Consider the following 17,625-nt stretch of genomic DNA (forward strand, 5'->3'; position numbering starts at 1 on the left):
TCCGCCTTCAAATTCATAAAATCTTTTTTTACAGCTTCAGCCCTTTCAGGCGCAGCGCGTTTGACACCACGGAAACAGAGCTGAAGGACATCGCCAGGCCTCCAATCATGGGGCTTAACAGAGGCCCGCCAAACAGGTAAAGCACGCCTGCTGCCACCGGTATCCCAAGAATATTATAGAAAAAAGCCCAGAACAGGTTCTGCCTGATATTGCGTATCGTGGCCCGGCTCAGCCTGACCGCTTTGCTTAAGTCCATCAGATCAGATTTCATCAGCACCACTTCCCCTGATTCCAAGGCAATATCGCTCCCGCTGCCAATGGCTGCCCCCACGTCCGCCTGCACCAGCGCGGGCGCGTCATTGATGCCGTCTCCGGCCATGAGCACTCTGGCTCCTTTTTGCTGGAGGCCGCTGACTACGGCTGCTTTATCTTCCGGCAGGACCTCCGCGATCACCTGATCCACTCCTGCCAGGCCTCCCATATATTCCGCCGTCAGACGGTTATCTCCCGTAAGCATAATAACTGAAAGGCCCAGCCCTTTCAGCGCCGCTACTGCTTCCCGGCTGGTTTCCTTCAGGGGGTCAGCCACGCTGACCACGCCCAGAAAATCGGTGCCGCGCAGAACATACATAGGCGTCTGCCCTTTTTGGGCCAGCTCCTGCGCCATATCCTGCATGCGTTTCAGAACTGCCTTTTCCAGGCCTTCCGTCTCCTGCATCAGCCGGAAATTGCCGATGCGCACTTCCTCTCCTTCCAGCACAGCTCTGATTCCTCTTCCGGTCAGGCTCTCAAATTCTTCCGGACTGACAAGCTCCATGCCTTCTTCCTTCGCGCCTTCCACGATCGCCTTGCCCAGAGGATGTTCCGACTGCTGTTCGCAGGAGGCCGCCAGGGATAACAGCGCGTCCCTTCCGATTGCTCCATCCGGAATGATTTCAGCCACCCTGGGTTTGCCTTCCGTCACTGTCCCTGTTTTATCCAGAATCACAGTATCCACCTTATGCAGCATTTCCAGCGCTTCCCCGCTTTTAATCAGAATACCGTTCTGAGCTCCCACTCCGGTTGCAACCATAATCGCTGTGGGAGTCGCCAGACCCAGGGCGCAGGGGCATGCAATCACCAGAACGGACACAAATACCGTCAAAGCAAACGTCAGCGTATGACCGCCGATCAGCCAGGCAGCCGCAGAAACAAGAGCCACCGCCATCACCACCGGCACAAAATACCCCGCCACTACATCCGCCAGCTTGGAAATCGGCGCTTTTTTCCCCTGCGCGTCCTCCATCATCCTGACAATCTTGGAGAGCATGGTATCCTGCCCCACCTGAGTCACCTCTGCTTCCAGAGCGCCATTATAATTCATGCTGGCCCCAATCAACGTATCACCTTTCTTTTTTTCCACAGGAATGCTCTCCCCGGTCAGCATGGATTCATCCACGCTGCTGCTGCCGCGGACGACTCTGGCGTCTACCGGCACCTTCACGCCGGGGCGGATCAGAATCCGGTCTCCGGGCCTGAGCTGCTCCACCGGCACCTCCACCGGCTCCCCGCCCAGCATCAGCTCTGCTGTATCCGGCGCCAGCTCCATCAGTTTCCGGATCGCTTCTCCTGTTTTCCCCTTGCTGCGGGCCTCCATATATTTTCCGCACATGATCAGCGTCACCACCACAGCTGCCGATTCATAATACAGGGAATGCACGCTGGACGGTTCCCACAAAATAGCCACAGTCATCACCAGACTGTACAGAAACGCGCTTCCCGTCCCCAGGGCTACAAGAGAATCCATGTTGGGATGACCTTTGAACAAGGTACGAAATCCTACCACATAAAACCGCCTGCCCAAAATCAATATCGGAACTGTCAGAATCAGCTGGGCCGCTGCAAATGAAAACGGAGATTCCATCATATCCAGAAATCCCGGCAAAGGCAGGGGAAAGGGCAGCATATGGCCCATAGACAGATATAAAAGCGGAACTGCAAAACAGAACGCCAGAATCAACTCTTTTTTCTGCTTTTTCAATTCTGTTTCCTGCTCTTCAAAACGTTTTTTTTCTGCCGCCTCCATCTCCTCCGGATGAAGCAGGATGGCTCCAAAACCCGCCCGTTCCACTTTCCCGATGATCTGTTCCTGGGTTAGTTCTTTCTCTTCATATGTGATCACCATCCGCGCAGTAGCCAGATTCACACTGCTGCGGATCACCCCCGGCAGCTTCCCGGTCACCCGTTCCACAGAACTGCTGCATGCGGCGCAGTGCATGCCAGAAATAGCATAAGTTTCTGTTATCATTTTTACTCCTTTCTTATGTCTATTACCCTATACCCCTATATGGTATATTAAAGTACAAATTTTGTCAAGCAAAAATGTGACAGCCCGCCTTTCCCTGCTGTCACATTTCATCTTCTCCTGAATTCTTTGATTCATGCATACCCCAAAACTATTCTGTCATTTCCCGATACTCTTTTTTCAGATCTGCCATGTACCGCTTCAATTCTTCTTTGCGCCGGATGGAATCCCGGTCAAATATGGCTGCCTGCGGGCAGCTGGCCGCTGCTGTTTCCGCCAGGTCTCTGCTCTGCTCATACTCCTGCTTCCACTGGTACAGCCTGGAAGCATCCGCATTCTTCAGCAGTTCCTCCGGCAGTTCTTTCCCGCACAGCAGGCAGACCTGGACCAGCTGCTTCAGAATACGCTCATCCGGCCATTCCTGAAATGCCGCCTGCAGATACTTCATTCCCCTGCTGTATTGGAATTGCTGAAGGCAGCACACTGCCATCCGCTGTGCAACCATTCCATAAAACTGCTGGCTTCCTCTGGATTTTCTGCCGGCCATGATGTTTTCGTATATATGGAAAGCTGCCTGTACCCTTCGCTTTTCCAACAGGAAATCTGCTCTTTTACACTGCCGTTCCAGCGGCGTCTGCTTTCCCAGCGCATCCAGCCTCCCCTGAAACTGGCCGATTTCCTGATCGCTGTAATACCTGAATTCCCTTAAAATCGCCGTAAGAACAGTGGAAAATTCTGCCTGCCGCTCCACATATTTCCGGATATGCGCCGACTCTTCTGCAAGGCCCAGTTCCTTTTCCAGAAATGTGAACAAAGGTTCCTCCAAAAATTCTTCTCCAATCACCTGGACATGGTGAAAAATATAATAACAGAGTTCTTCAGCTGAATATATCCTGATTCCCAGCCCTTCAACCTGGTACGGATGCGTTGCCAGACGGCTGCTGCATAAAAGATATCCGCTCATAAGCGCCTCCTCATAAATGTATTTCCTGACGGAGCATCTGGCCTGTTGCAGGGAAAAACTCCCCGAACCCTTTGTCGATCACCCGGACCGTCATCAGTTTTTCTGATGAAAAGCTTGTCACAATTTCTATTCGGGTGGTTTTATTGGGCCTTGCCGGAAATTCATCTAACGGAAGGGTTATTTTTCGTCCTGCCGCGCTGCCCACAGGCGTTACGGTCAGTTCCAGCTCCCCTTTATTGTCCGGAATCACCTCCACAGAAGATCTTGTCTCATACCAGTTGCTGCCGGCTTCCGCCAGAATCAGGCGTTTTTTCGTCCCCCTGTCAGATACTTCCATACTGACAGTAGCGCCGATTCTCCCTTCGCACAAAAAGCAGTACGGATATGCGGTTTTTTCTCTCAGCCCGTCCGCCGCAATCAGCGCAGCCCCCTTTGCAAAAAGGCTCGGCTCCATATAGACTTTTCTCCTGCTGCACAGCCATTTTGTAAAAGTGACCGCCCATTTTTCACAGCCTTCAAATCCCTTCCCCGTCAGAAATACAGAGGAATACAGTTTCTTTTCCATCAGGCGCTGGGCGCAGGAACAGAGGATCGTATCTCCCAGCTTCTCTCCCGCGGGACTGTCCAGGATATCCAGGCGGAACCCTTCCTCCAGCGGTTCATGTCTGGCCTGTACCGCCTGAGGTTTGATGCCCCGGAGCACTGTCATATCATAGTAATGCAGCCCTTCCTCATTCAGGTCGAATAATCCGCAGAGACTGGCCCATAAATCTTTACGCTGGCTGACAGAAAAATAAAGAAAGCTTTCCGTGTGGCTCACCAGACGGACCCGGTCTCTGTCGATCCCCAGAGAAACCGCCGCCTCCAAAACCGCGTCTATTACTTCCCGGTCAAGGTTCCGCAGAGTGAAGGTGATTGCCTGAATTTCTCTTACTCCATATTTTTGAAATGAGATTTCCAATATTTCACGGAGGAACTGAGTCAGGAGCTTCTGCGCCGAATAGCAGACGCCTTCTATGGTAGCGGTTCCCCGCTTCCCTGCCAGGCGGATCAGCTTATCTACAATGACTCCTTCTCCCATCAGGGCGCACCGGTAACCCGCCTCTCCCACCAGCCAGGCTTCTTTTCCCCGGCGCCTGCATATTACCGTAGAAATCATGCTGCTGCCCTGGGTCAGTTCCACCGCTTCCGGTTCGCCCCGTTCCGGGTTCCAGCAGCTGATCTGGCAGTAATCGTTACAAAGGTCGCAGCCCAATACCAATCCTTCCATGAAACCAATCCCTCCCAATCATTCCAGCACCGGAAACAGCTGTCCGACCAACCGGTCGGATGCTTCCAATTCTATCATCTGTTTTCGCAGCAGGTTTTCCTGGTCCCTGCCGGACGCCGCCGCCATACGGTTAATTCTCCCAAACCGGCTTTCATCCCCGGACGCTGCAGGAATTCCCCGGCAGGAACAGGCGGCTTCCAGCACCCTTTCCCGCCCTTCCTCTTCCTGGAACACATCATATTCCAGCTCTTCATCCGCAAACAAAATCAGCGCTCTGGCATAGATCCCCGGATACACCTCCGGCAGTTCGGCCACTTCCTGCCACACATTTCTGCTTCCTCCGATCCTGCACCGCAGAAACAGCCGTTTTCCAGGCTCCGCCTGCCGCTGCAGGATCACCCTCCCTGCTATTGCGTCCGGCAGCGCAAAACGGCCCGCAAAGTTCTGATAGCAGGCCAGAATCATCCCTTTCCGGCAGAGTTCTTCCAGATACCGCCCGCACAGGGCCTCCTGGTCTTCTGACAGTTCCGGCTGTCCTGCGTACCAGGACAGCAGCGCTCCATGGCAGATATCCGCCAGGAAGCCGTCGCCGGCCCGGGACAGAGCTTCCACTTCCATGATCCATTCCTCCTGCGCCTGCGCTTTACCGGTCACGTACCGGTGGCTTTGCACGGCCAGATAAGCCTGCACCAGCAAATCCGCCTCCGGACGGTTTCTCCTGTAGCAGCCATACACTTCCTCCAGGCCGTCCTCCTCCCCGGAAAAAAGCATCTGGGACAAAAGTCGCTCCTCCAGTTCATAGGTCTGGGCATGGGATTCCAGAGCTGTTTTCAAAAGCCGGCGCATTTCCGTCGACCTCCCGCAGCTATACATACACAGATATTCTAAAACAGACCGGTTGGTCTGCCCCTTTTCATAAAGGCTCCCGCAAAGCTTTAAGATCTCCTCATCCTTCTGGTACGCCCTTTCCCTGATCAAAGCGTCTGCCAGCGCCAGAAGCCTGGCTTCCCTGATCTGGATCTCGTCATACCGTTTCAGCAGCTGATATGCAGCTTCGCTCTGGCCTGCCTGAATCAAAGTTTCAACCAGCTCTCCTTTTCCCGCCCGGCTCAGGCTCTTTCCATCCTGGGCCAACAGAAAATCTTCCAGCGCGGGAGACGTTATCTGGTTCATGCAGCAATAGTGAACCACTTTTTCTGTCAGTTCCGCCGCAAAAGCCGGATGCAGCTCTGCCTGGCCCAACAGAAAAAAAGCCTGTTCCAGATCCTTTTCTCCCAAAGGCCGTCTGAGCATTTCCCCGCATCTTCTCAGCGCCAGCATCAGATTCCACGGCGCCAGTTCTTCACACCGCTTTACCAGAGCAGGTTCCTCCAAAAGCGCCTCTGATTCATAGGGCACATGGCAGTACACCAGCCCCCGGTCATCTTCCAGCAATATCTCAGCATCTTCAGTATAGACAGGAATGCAGCAGCTCCCGCCCCGCAGCACCCCGGAAAATTCAGTTCTCAGCTGAGGATAGCGCACCAGAACTCTGTGCATCCCTTCCTGGCGGCAGGTGATTTTCCTGGAGAAAAGCAAATCCGGCAGCACCCCGGCCAATCGTTCATCCACCATGTCCAGCTGTACAATCTTTTTGTATAGCGGCGCAAGGCGGCTGCTGATCCGGCCCTGCAGCAGCTGTTCCAGCGCGAACCTCTCCATCTGATCCCGGTATGCCCGGTATACCGATGAATCCGGCCTGTGGTGCTGAAGCACATTTTCATAGAGCACTTCCCTGCTCTGCGCATCCAGTTCGTGCCTGTAGGAAAAATACAGCAGCACATTCTGGGGCAGAGGTTCCTTCCAGTCCTCCGGAAGGGCATACAGATAATATTCATACAGGCTGGTCACAGGCAGGTCCGCTTCTACAGCTTTCTGGTACCAGGGAAAATATCCCGGGGATGTCTTTCCCCCGCGGATCAGCATCTGGCAGGCTGCAGAGAGGATCTCCTGTCCCTGGTATTCCAGATACAATTTATCCAGAAGCCGGAAATACCCGGGCCTCCAGTGCTTTTCATAAGCAGCCAGGGCAGCTGCTTTTCCTGCGGTTTCTCTATTCAGTAAATTTTTCCGCGCGCCGTAGAGCAGGCACTGGAGCTCAAAATTATCCATCACCCGGATCAGTCCGGTATCTTCTGTCAGCAGACGGCAGGCTCTTCCGTACAGAAACGGGCTCCTGCAGCCGCAGCCGTACAGATCCTTCATCATTGCCAGCAGCAGGCTGCTGTTTTCTTTCAGTTCCTGATCCGCTTCCGCCAGGAGCAGCAGAAGAGGCAGCGTCTGCCCCCATTCTTCATAGTATTTCCTTATAATTCTGGCTGTTGTGGCCATCTGCTCCTCATTCTGATTAAACCGCGCCCGCAGGTACAGATAAAACGCATAGCTCTCCACCTGATCCACCCGGGCATCCAAAACCGCGTCCTGCGCAAGCATCAGCTGTTCCTCTGCAGCCTCCGGCCTCTCCTGTTCCAGATAAATCCAGGCCAGCAGCAGCCGGAATATCTCACTCTCATTGCCGCGTTCCTCCAGGCGCTCCAACGCTTCTTCCAGCTTTCCAAGAGTCTGCATTCTGTCGTAAACACCCGCCTGGAGATCCAGAAACAGTCTGGATACCATCAGAAGTTCACTGCGCAGGGGTTCCCCCCCTTCTGTTTCCTCCCCCTGTTCCGGCAGGATATGTATCTCATAGACAAGGCGGCCTCCAGGGCCGCTGCAGATAATCCTTCCGCAGTTTTTCCCGCTGTGGAGCTTGTCCGGAAGGATCTCAAAGGGTATCTGCGCGCGGTTTCCGATAAAATCCCGCTGGGTTACAGTCTGCGCCCCCAGATGGATAAAAGGCGCGTCAGCGGACAATTTCATCCGCAGCCCTCCCCAGCAGCTCCGTTCCAGGATCAGCCGGCTCTGTACTATTTCCTGGGGATGAGGAATTTCCATTCTGTCGTCAGCCAGGCGGACGATAGCAGCATCTTTCTGGTCCAGTCCCGTCAAAAACTCTTCAAGAGCGATGTCCTCCTGACCGGAGGAACAGAGCCCTTCATACAGCGCCCTGTATCTGCCGTTTTTCATGAACGGCAGCTCAGTAAAAGTACGGGACGCAAAAATCCGCTGGGCCCTGTCAAAGTCCTGCTCCGCCAATTTTACAAATTCATCCAGCGTATCAGGAACCGTCATCCCCGGAACCCCTTCGGCCTCCACCAGGAAACAGTATGGAACTTCAAATTCCCCGCTGTCGGAAATAAATTGAAACGCTCCGGCAATCTGCCTTCCAGGCTCAGTCCTCACCGCGGATACCTCGTATTCCAGCCGGCCTTTAAACCCTGAAAACTGACAGTTCTTCAGCACTACATGGGGATTCGTGGAATAAACGAGCCCTCGTATTTTCACCTGATTCCGGCTGGATAGGATCAGTTCTCTGCGCCAGATACCTCCTGCAGGCACAGTTTCCTCCAAAGACAGAGGAACAAATTGTATCTCCGCCTTTTCCCGGAAAATTTCTCCTTTTGCCAGCTGGCTGATTCGCTCTTTCACCAGATCCACCTCGTTTCTTTCGTAACCTTCTGCAGCGTATAATTATTTATATTTTACCTGAAATCTCCGCGCAGTTCAAGGGATATTCCCGTCAGCCTTTGATTTTTTCCAAATATTCCTTCATTTTCTTCTCATATCCGTTATTCGTGGGCCTGTAGAACTTTCTGCCCTCATAACCGTCCGGCAGGTATTGCTGTTTTACATAGTGATTTGGATAATCATGGGCGTACTTGTATCCCAAACCATGGCCCAGCTTTGCGGCGCCTTTGTAGTGCGCGTCCTGAAGATGCACTGGTATGGGCGCGGTCCTGTCGCTTTCCACCGCTTCCATAGCTTCCAGGGCTGCCACGCAGGCAGCGTTGCTCTTTGGCGCGGCAGCCACATAGGATACCGCCTGGGACAGCACAATCTGCGCTTCCGGCATTCCCAGCCGTTCCACAGCCTGAGCCGCCGCCACGGCCACCACAAGGGCCTGTGGGTCCGCGTTTCCCACATCTTCAGACGCGCAGATCATAATCCTTCTGGCAATAAATTTGATATCTTCCCCGGCATAGAGCATCCGGGCCAGGTAATATACCGCTGCGTCCGGGTCAGAACCCCGCATGCTCTTAATGAAGGCGCTAATGGTATCATAGTGGTTGTCCCCTGACTTGTCGTAACGGACCGCCCGCCTCTGAATACATTCCTGGGCCACTTCCAGGGTGATACAGATCCTTCCATTCTCATCCCGGGGGGTGGTGAGAATTCCCAGTTCGATCGCATTCAGCGCATTTCTGGCGTCCCCGTTTGCCGTATCGCTTAAGAATTCCAGCGCCTCATCCGTAATCTCCGCGCCAAAGCTCCCCATCCCCTTTTCTTTATCCTGCACTGCCCGGAGCACAAGTTCTCTGATGTCCTGTTGCTCCAGCGCTTTCAGTTCAAAAATAATGGATCTGGAAAGCAGAGCGCCATTGACCTCAAAATAGGGATTTTCCGTGGTGGCTCCGATCAGGATCACAGTACCGTCCTCTACAAAAGGCAGAAGGTAATCCTGCTGGCTTTTATTAAACCGGTGGATCTCGTCCACAAACAGAATCGTCTTTCGTCCGTACATTCCAAGATTTGCCCTGGCCCCGGCCGTCACCTCCTCCATATCCTTTTTTCCTGCCACTGTGGCGTTCAGCTGCCGGAAATCAGCGCTGGTGGTATTGGCGATGACCCGGGCCAGCGTGGTTTTTCCTGTTCCCGGAGGACCGTAAAATATCACAGAACTCAGTTTATCCGCGGCAATCGCCCGATAAAGCATCTTATCCTTTCCCAGAATATGTTTCTGCCCTACAATTTCGTCCAGAGACGACGGCCTCATGCGGGATGCCAGGGGCGATTGTTTCTCCTGGGTGTTTTCTCTCATATAGTCAAATAAATCCAAAGTTATTCTCTCCTCTTCTGCAGCTGATCACAATATCCTCAGTCTACCACATTTTCAGAAACCGCTCAACTGCTTTTCATCCTTTCAGGTGGCATCAAATGCCTGCCTGCTTCATAGAATAAAATCAGCGAAAGGTGCGGTGGTGATATGGCGCAGAATCAAACGCCCGGACAGGGCGATTCCAGAGAACTGCAGATGATGAAAGCGGTGCTGCCCTATGTGGAGCAGCCCCAGAGGCAGATGTTTTCCACGATCATCCGCCTTGTTAAGGTACAAAGTCTATTGTCCCGGCTGGAGCAGGAGGAAGAGGAACTGCTCTCAGCCTGCAGTTTCGGCGGCGGAGGCATGAATCCTGATTCTTCCAGAGAAGAACTTTTATTTCAGGCTCTAAAACCTTTCTGTTCCAAACGTGAACAGGAAATGCTGGAAATGTTTCAGAATTTCCGCATGGCTTCTCACTTTTATCAGGAATATCAGCAGAATCCGGACAGTGAACAAAAGACGGAGGACTGCTCCGGTTCGGGCGGTCATTCATACCAATATGAAAATTACGGCGAACCCTGCGGGGAAAGCATCCGTTACGGCAATAATTATAACGGCAGTAACGAGACTGCTTACAGCTCCGGCAGCCCTGGCTTTGACACCGGCTCCGGGCAATCCTCAGGAGCAGATTCCCAGCCCGGACAGTCCGGCAGGTCCGGCGGAAACTCCGGCAGACGCTCCCGGCAGCCAGGCTTTCAGCCAACGGATCTTTTAAAATCTATGATGCCCCCGGAACAGCAGAATATGATGGACACCATGCAGATGATGATGTCCTCCGGTTTATTCGGCAATTCCAAATCCCAATCCTGAAAGGAGACCTATGGAGACATATGACTGGCGGCAGGACCCCCTCCTGCACGGCATGAACCCTCAGAAACTGACCTTCCTGACACAGATGCTGGATGAGGCCCAGACAAAGAAAAAAGAAGAGCTGATGCCCTTCTTTCTTTCCATCACTGCCCAGGCAAGAGCCCAGGGCATGGATTTCACCGATGCGGAGACAGATATGATTTTAAAGGTTCTAAAATCCCGGATGAATCCTGCTGAGGTACAGAGGATCGAAATGGTGCGGAAACTCACTGGAATGATCTCAAAGAAAAACAGATAGGCTGTCCGGCCGCTGGAGGAATTTCACTTTCCTGCAGCGGCCTTTTAATTGAATATCACAATGATGCCATGATTCAGCCTGCATTTATTCAAATCTTTTTCCGGGATGCTGCGGATTTTTCCTTCCGACGCAAGATCTGAGAACACCCGCTGAGACAGTTTCAATTTTTCACGGATTATGGCAGAGACTTTCACCGGAAGCGCCTGCGGGCTTTTTATCGTCAGTACAACCTGCTCTTCTAACGAAAATTCCTCTCCTGACACATTGTAAGAAGGCGTGCCCGGGTCAACGCCGTTCCGGCGCAGAAAATCACAATCCATAGCATACTGTGCTGCCAGCGTCTCATCATTCCGGGTAAAACGTTCCAGCATGCCATCCGGCATCCTCTGCGGTGAAATACGGGAAAACACTTCGGCATTCCAGGAGGTTTTACAGGCAGCGCAGCGATAGATCAGCCAGATATCCAATGATTTTTTCTGAGCATTGATCCGGAATTGGCCGGAACTTACGAAATCTGTCTTCCTGCCGCACTTTTTACAGTATTTCCGCACCGCAGGCGCCGAAAGGCACCGCGCTTCCCATGTGATCTGTTTTATTTCTGGACTTTTTCCGAAATCATTTTTATTGGCGGTTTTCATAATTCTTCACCTTTCTTACGATTTATATTATGGTACCATTCTGAAGCAGGTATCCCAACCTAATACTCAGTTCGTAATTAAAGTGTAGAAAAAAGCCGCCTGAAAGCAATTAAAATCACTTTCAGGCGGCACTGCGATTATAAAGTTTTCAGCCTTTTTCTCCGAATGGTTTATTCGGTGCAAAGAACATACCCGCGTCCTCCGTATTCTCTCCGCAATAAGCCACATCCTCCGTCACATCAGCAGTCCGATCATCTGCCGGATAAAGGTTTCGGCGGCTGTTCACAACCTCTGCCAGCCGTTTTACACGTCCGCAGAGAGCCCTGCATAACGCATTCGACCGGGCCTCATCTATAAACAGGGAACCTTTTGTCAATTCCCGCAGCTCCTCATCAACTCCGGCCAGTACGTTCAGATTCAGCCAGTCAAAGGAAGATACCAGCTTGATTTGTTCCTCGTGGCTGTTCTTAAACGGCTTACTGGCTACTCTGGCCGTAGAGCCAATCATCCTGGTTGGTTTATCAAACCAGAGGGAGGTTCCGCTGTCATAAACCGGCGCGGCGCCTATCCATTGGAGTGTACCGGCATTGCGGACAGCGCCAAAATTATTCCGGTGTCTGTCCTCATTCAGAATGAGGTAATCTAACGTCAGCATCTGGTCCAGGCTGTCCCTGATACCTGGGATGCCCTGTTTTTCACAGCAGTCCAGATAATGCTGATAAACAGAAACATGGTTAGGCTTTGGCTGTGACTGCATAATATACCACGCTGTCACAAGCTCAGTGTCTGAAGTTATAAAATCCTCGCACACACTGTACGGATAGTCCTCCTGCATGGTTAGAGTATAAGCCACATGAGGAATTCCCAGCCGCTCCATGATGATAGTCGCCAGTACCTCATTATAAGGCTCCTGCTGGGTCGCACCGCTCCCTGCTTTCAGCAGGCAGCGCTTTCCGTTTATGATCATCCACTTCTTTTTCAGCCAGCCGTCCGAGGTATTGTCCGGCGACATCAGGCTGACTCCCTCGCCAGGCACTGGATGACCGAACAGAGCATTTCCTACGTCCTCTGAAAATGCGTTTTCAAAAAAATTGACATCGCTCCATGCCATTTTCCTGCCGGCAGGGCAGATCCAATACTGGTCGGATAAGGACAGTCCCAGACACTTATCTAAAAGTACCTGCGGAGATGCAATCTTTAGTTTTTCCAAAGCACGCGCTAGTCCCACACGACTTGCCGGAATTGCCCTCCCCCTCCACCATTCATTCAGCGCGGCGCGGTCAATCTTCCCTTTTTTCACCGGGATGCCCACCGGCACATGGGAAGGGGCAAATATCTCACCAACAGCGGAAACAGATGCAGTTGCGCTGTCCAGACGGATTTCCGCCACCGGAATATCCTTGTGCATCAGGATATAGGTTTGAATCGTTTTCACCATCCTTCTCGCTCTCCAATCTACTGTTTATTATTCTACCAAATTGCATCGGGTTATAAACAAGTGGTCTTTCGTACGCAGCTGTCCTGCTCCGGCACAACAGGATACGCTGTTTTGAGAATGCTTCCCTTTTCGTCTATTTGTCTTTTCTTCTAAGATCAGCCGAAGAAACAATAGCATATATGATTGTGCCCATAAGAATCAATGCCGCAACCGGATACAGCAATCTGATTGCAAAAAAGTCTCTATGGCAAGAATCAAAAATAATAACATCTCCTCCATTCATGAAATCAGTCTTCTTCACCTGATATGGACACGCTCTCTTACAAATTTAGCGTGTCAGTCAATCAAAAGTTCTTCTTTATATTTTATCATATCTGGGAAACCAAGTCCACCACATTATATTTCCTTAACGCATAGTGTTCATCCCCCTGAGAGGTTTGATGCATAGGAAACACGGTTTTCCATGCAACAATAAAGAACCGCCGACTGGTTCAGTGCGGCAGCTCTTCCTTCTGGATTTCAACAGTATTCTTTTTCTGCTGCCCCACGATACGCTGTATGCTTTTCAGGGACAAATAATATTTTTCTGCAAGGGCCTCCGTATGCATGCCAGACAGGTAATCTCTGTAAATCTGCATATTTCTTTCGCGCAGCTCTTTGCGCGTAGAGGTCCCTGTACCCCAGCCCTTTTTGTTTTCGGAAACTCTGGGGATATAGATAAATTCTCCGTCCACATACTCCTGCACTTCTTCCAGCAGTTTCTGCGGCAATATGTGTGCTGCTTTTTTATAGCCCATCCTGTGCTCCTTACATTTCTTATTTCTTCAGGAACAGCAATGACCGTACGGCAACACCTCTTTTTATGATTTACCGGTTGCGACAGCCATGCCTACGCAGCCTTTGTTATCGGATTGAGCATAAACGTTCTTCCCTCCCTCAAAAATAATGAAGAAATTATATCACAAAAAGTGAACCGGGAAAACCTCATTTTTCTTTTATAATCGAAAATGAGGTTTTCCCGGATTCCCTTCAGCTTTGTCTGTAAATATAGCTTTCTCCCAGCTTTAGGATATGATATCTCCGCTCAGGGTACAGCCGTTCCATATAGCCTGCAAAGACCAGCGGATCCTCCCCGTTGCCTTTCATCATATCAAAATGTGTGGGAATTGTCAGGTCCGCGCCGATGCATTCCGCAAAATGGGCGGCCTCCTGAGGGTTCATATTGCCGACCAGCCCCTGGGCCTCCCGCAGCCAGTCCCTGCCGTTAATGGGCAGAAATGCCACGGATATGGGTTTTTCCAGAAGCCGCAGGCTGTCGATCACAGGGTCCGCCGCTACCAGATCGCCTCCGTGAAACAGAACTATTTCCCCGCAGTAAAATACATAGCCAAGGGCCAGGGAATTTCCCTCTTCATCCCAGGCATAGCTGTCATGGGGAACCGCGAGAGGGAGCAGGCGGATGCCTCCTTTCAGGACAATCTCTTCATCCTGTCTGGCGCCCAAAACGGATTTTTCCGGAATTCCCGCCGCGGCCAGCTTTTCCCTATAAGGCGCGGGGACGATAAAAACCGTATCCTTCCGGGCCTGATACATTCCTGTCAAAGTATCCATATTCAGATGATCCAGGTGGTCATGGGTACAGAGCACATAATCCGCAGGCAATTCCGCCTCCGGCGGAAACGGCGCTTCAAAATTCTTTCTGCTTTGCCCCTGGTCATCCTTGACAGGAGCCAGCACCGGGTCCACAACGCAGACTGTTTCTCCATATTTAATGATCATCCCGCACTGGCCGATATACCAGAAGGCTGCTTCCTCCGGGGAAAGATTCCAGCCAGCAACCTGCCGGATCAGACTGCCGCCGCTGCAGTACCATTTTTTATTCATTTCATCCATCCGCGTTCCCTCTTCTGTTCACTGCCGGAAAAGCAGTCTGCTTTATTCTACATAATTTACAGTTCCAGCACTGCGGGGCTTATCAGCCGGCGTCTCCGCCGCGTAGCCCAACGCCGCCATGCCCCACACCACATGAGTATCTGGCACGCCATATTCCTCCAGCACGCCGCGCACTGCCGGCTCGTCGCAGATCCCCCTGGCCTGATTGATCCACACGGAACCGATCCCGAGAGAGTGCGCTGCCAGGAAAATATTTTCCATGGCGCAGCCCGTATCCAGCTGGCCGTTGGCATTGTCCCTGTCAGCTGCTACTAAAATCATTGTATCAGGCTCGTAGCAGTTATATGCGGCATTTCCCAACACCCCGCCGATGGCGGCTGCCAGCTTCTGAATCTTCTCCCTGCTGCGGATCACCGTGAAATGCCAGCTCTGCCGGTTCATGGCGCTGGGCGCATAAACCGCAGCTTCCACAATCTGTTCCAGCTCTTTTGCGCTGATATGTTGGTCTGTAAATTTCCGTACACTTCTTCTTGTCACAATATTCTGCATCACTTCATTCATGTTCTGATCCTCCCTGCCAGTTTTCTTCTTCCGGAATCTGCTGTTTTGCGGATGCAGAGTACTTCCTCACCTCTGCCGCTGCTTTCGGCACCTGCAGAATCGTCCCTGCCCCTGCCACACAGCCTCCGGGACAGCCCATCCCTTCAATCAGGCAGCCGTTCTTCTTACCGGCCTTTGCCAGCATCAGCATTTTCTTGCAGTCCGCCAGCCCTTCCGCGTGTTCTATTTTCACTTCTGTTCCGGGATAGTACTCCTGAATACATTTTTCAATGGCAGCCGCCACGCCTCCGGCTACGCCGTATCCCCGGCCCGCCCCTGTGGCGTCCTCCATTTCGTCCTCCGGCATGATGTCAAAATCAATCTCCTTCGCCGCAAACATACCATTCAGCTCTTCAAAAGTGATCACAAAATCCACATCCGAACGCACGCTGGTACGGGATGCTTCCAGTTTTTTAGACGCGCAGGGGCCGATGAATACCACAAGGGCATCCGGATGTTTTTCTTTAATGGTACGGGCAGTAGCCACCATAGGCGTCAGCTCATTTGAAATATTGCTGATCATTTCCGGAAAATATTTCTTAGCCAGCACGGACCAGGACGGGCAGCAGGAAGTCAGAAGAAACGGCAGTTCACCGGAAACCACTTTTTCCACATAGTGTTTTGCCTCTGCCATAGCCCCCATATCCGCGCCCAGGGCTACTTCATAGACGTCCGCGAAACCGAGATCCAGCAGCGCGGCCTTCACCCTGCCGGGCGTCGCCGCATCGCCAAACTGGCCCGCAAAAGCAGGGGCAATTTCCGCAATCACCTTTTTGCCGGTCTGCATTGCACGGATCAGCTGGAAAATCTGCGATTTATCGGCTATTGCTCCGAAAGGACAGCTGACCATACACATGCCGCAGGAAACACATTTATCATTATCAATTTTAGCTCTTCCCAAATCGTCGCTGACAATGGCGTTCACCCCGCAGGCGTCCGCACAGGGGCGGCGCTTCCAGGCAATGGCGTCGTAAGGGCAGTGCTGCTTGCATTTGCCGCATTTAATGCATTTGCTCTGGTCGATATGGGATCTTCCGTCCACCATGGAAATGGCGCCTTTCGGGCATACTTCCATACAGGGGTGGGCCACGCAGCCCTTGCACTGGTCGCTTACTTCATATACGTTGTGCTCACAGGCGTTGCAGGCAGATGGTATCACCTGCATCAGCGGCGGTTCATAATACTTTTCCGCAATATCGCTCTCTTCGATCCCCTGGGTGATATGTACCGGCTTATCCTCCGGCCTGAGGGACATCCCCATGGCCAAACGAAGCCGTTCTGATGCAATCGCCCGCTCACGATAGATACTCTCCCGATAGATCGGCACATCGCCCGGGGTGATCCGATATGGGATTTCTTCGATTCTTTTAATATCTTCCCCACTGTAAGCCAGCTTTGCAATTCCTGTAAAAACCTGTTTTCTCAATTTTCTCAGCGGCGTGTCTATCCCTCGCATACATTGGCCCTCCTGTCTTTTATGGAGAAACAGCCCGCTCCCCCTTCGGGTGCAGGCTACATTCTCTGTTTGCTACCAGTATACCACTTTTTTCAGGAAATTCCAGTAAATAATTTTTCCGCCGAGCGGATGCAGTTATCCATCAGCATTGCGATGGTCATGGGCCCCACGCCCCCCGGCACCGGCGTCACAGCTCCTGCCGCTCTGCGCGCCCTGACGGTATCCACATCCCCGCAGAGCCGGTTGTTTTCGTCCCTGTGAATCCCTACGTCGATCACCGCGGCACCCGGCTTAATGTACTCTTCTGTAATCATCCTGGGTTTTCCCACCGCCGCTACCAGGATATCCGCTTCCCGGCAGACCGCTTTCAGATCCTTTGTTCTGGAATGAGCCACAGTCACCGTGCCGTTCTCTCTTAAAAGCAGCACGGCCATGGGTTTTCCCACAATATTGCTTCTGCCTACCACAACGCAGCGTTTTCCCTCTATGGCGACGCCGGAACGCTTCAGCAGCTGAATCACCCCTGCAGGCGTACAGGGCAGAAAGCCTGGTTCCCCGATCAGCATTTTTCCAACGCTCACCGGATGGAAGCCGTCCACATCCTTTTCCGGGCTGATGGCGTTAATCACTGTTTTTTCGTCGATCTGGTCCGGCAGAGGCAGCTGCACCAGAATGCCGCTGCACTCCTTTCTTTCGTTCAGCTCCCGGATCAGTTCCAGCAATTCCTGTTCTGTGGTTTCTTCCGGCAGCTCATAGGACAAAGAACCGATTCCCACTTCTTCACAGGCGCGTTTTTTATTGCGCACGTATACGCTGGAGGCCGGGTCAGACCCCACCTGAATCACAGCCAGGTTCACCTGAATCCCTTTTTCTTTCAGCGACTGGGCCCTTTCTCTGCACTCCTCCTTAATCTGACGGGCAATGGCTTTACCGTCGATCTTCATACAGCGGCCTTCC

The 17,625-nt window shown here is 52.3% G+C and carries 13 protein-coding genes and 1 pseudogene; 2 read left to right on the top strand and 12 right to left on the bottom strand.

Features of this window, described 5'->3' with window-relative positions; genetic code table 11:
• Positions 1-28 precede the first annotated feature (28 nt).
• From EV209_RS07255 to EV209_RS07275, 5 genes are all read right to left on the bottom strand, one after another.
• Positions 29-2,287, bottom strand: a complete 2,259-nt coding sequence (locus EV209_RS07255) for a heavy metal translocating P-type ATPase (RefSeq protein WP_130434575.1) — start codon at positions 2,285-2,287, stop codon at positions 29-31.
• A gap of 148 nt (positions 2,288-2,435) precedes the next feature.
• The gene (locus EV209_RS07260) at positions 2,436-3,248 is read right to left on the bottom strand and encodes a ferredoxin family protein (RefSeq protein WP_130434577.1); all 813 of its coding nucleotides are present in this window, start codon (positions 3,246-3,248) and stop codon (positions 2,436-2,438) included.
• Between the two features lie 10 nt (positions 3,249-3,258).
• Positions 3,259-4,518: a DUF5716 family protein gene (locus tag EV209_RS07265; RefSeq protein WP_130434579.1), complete on the bottom strand. Its 1,260-nt coding sequence runs from the start codon at positions 4,516-4,518 to the stop codon at positions 3,259-3,261.
• An 18-nt stretch (positions 4,519-4,536) separates the two neighbouring features.
• A complete protein-coding gene (locus EV209_RS07270; protein ID WP_130434581.1) occupies positions 4,537-8,085 on the bottom strand; it encodes a DUF5717 family protein in 3,549 nt (1,182 codons plus the stop codon).
• Between the two features lie 91 nt (positions 8,086-8,176).
• The gene (locus EV209_RS07275) at positions 8,177-9,493 is read right to left on the bottom strand and encodes a replication-associated recombination protein A (RefSeq protein ID WP_130434583.1); all 1,317 of its coding nucleotides are present in this window, start codon (positions 9,491-9,493) and stop codon (positions 8,177-8,179) included.
• A 147-nt stretch (positions 9,494-9,640) separates the two neighbouring features.
• Here EV209_RS07275 and EV209_RS07280 point away from each other — a divergent pair, with 147 nt between their 5' ends.
• Positions 9,641-10,345, top strand: coding sequence for a hypothetical protein (locus tag EV209_RS07280; RefSeq protein ID WP_130434585.1), 705 nt, complete (start codon positions 9,641-9,643; stop codon positions 10,343-10,345).
• Between the two features lie 10 nt (positions 10,346-10,355).
• The gene (locus EV209_RS07285) at positions 10,356-10,643 is read left to right on the top strand and encodes a hypothetical protein (protein WP_130434587.1); all 288 of its coding nucleotides are present in this window, start codon (positions 10,356-10,358) and stop codon (positions 10,641-10,643) included.
• A 44-nt stretch (positions 10,644-10,687) separates the two neighbouring features.
• On the opposite strand, the gene EV209_RS07290 is transcribed toward EV209_RS07285, so the two are convergent.
• From EV209_RS07290 to folD, 7 genes and pseudogenes are all read right to left on the bottom strand, one after another.
• Positions 10,688-11,281, bottom strand: a complete 594-nt coding sequence (locus EV209_RS07290; protein ID WP_243647536.1) for a DUF1062 domain-containing protein — start codon at positions 11,279-11,281, stop codon at positions 10,688-10,690.
• Between the two features lie 148 nt (positions 11,282-11,429).
• Complete coding sequence (locus EV209_RS07295) at positions 11,430-12,719, bottom strand: HipA domain-containing protein (protein ID WP_130434589.1); 1,290 nt, start codon at positions 12,717-12,719, stop codon at positions 11,430-11,432.
• Positions 12,720-13,210: 491 nt separating this feature from the next.
• A pseudogene (locus EV209_RS07300) lies at positions 13,211-13,522 on the bottom strand (CD3324 family protein); the annotation flags it as partial.
• 226 nt (positions 13,523-13,748) lie between these two features.
• Positions 13,749-14,612 (bottom strand): MBL fold metallo-hydrolase, encoded by an 864-nt coding sequence (locus EV209_RS07305; RefSeq protein WP_130434593.1) that lies wholly within the window; start codon positions 14,610-14,612, stop codon positions 13,749-13,751.
• Between the two features lie 42 nt (positions 14,613-14,654).
• Positions 14,655-15,173 carry a nitroreductase family protein gene (locus EV209_RS07310; RefSeq protein ID WP_130434595.1) on the bottom strand — a complete coding sequence of 173 codons (519 nt, stop codon included), beginning with the start codon at positions 15,171-15,173 and terminating at the stop codon, positions 14,655-14,657.
• Positions 15,166-16,668: a 4Fe-4S dicluster domain-containing protein gene (locus EV209_RS07315; RefSeq protein WP_130434597.1), complete on the bottom strand. Its 1,503-nt coding sequence runs from the start codon at positions 16,666-16,668 to the stop codon at positions 15,166-15,168. Before EV209_RS07315 ends, EV209_RS07310 begins: the two co-directional genes overlap by 8 nt.
• 92 nt (positions 16,669-16,760) lie before the next feature.
• Positions 16,761-17,612 carry a bifunctional methylenetetrahydrofolate dehydrogenase/methenyltetrahydrofolate cyclohydrolase FolD gene (gene folD, locus EV209_RS16960; RefSeq protein WP_243647548.1) on the bottom strand — a complete coding sequence of 284 codons (852 nt, stop codon included), beginning with the start codon at positions 17,610-17,612 and terminating at the stop codon, positions 16,761-16,763.
• Positions 17,613-17,625: the final 13 nt, after the last annotated feature.

This window comes from Cuneatibacter caecimuris, assembly GCF_004216775.1.
In the GTDB taxonomy this organism is placed as follows: Bacteria; Bacillota; Clostridia; order Lachnospirales; family Lachnospiraceae; genus Cuneatibacter; species Cuneatibacter caecimuris.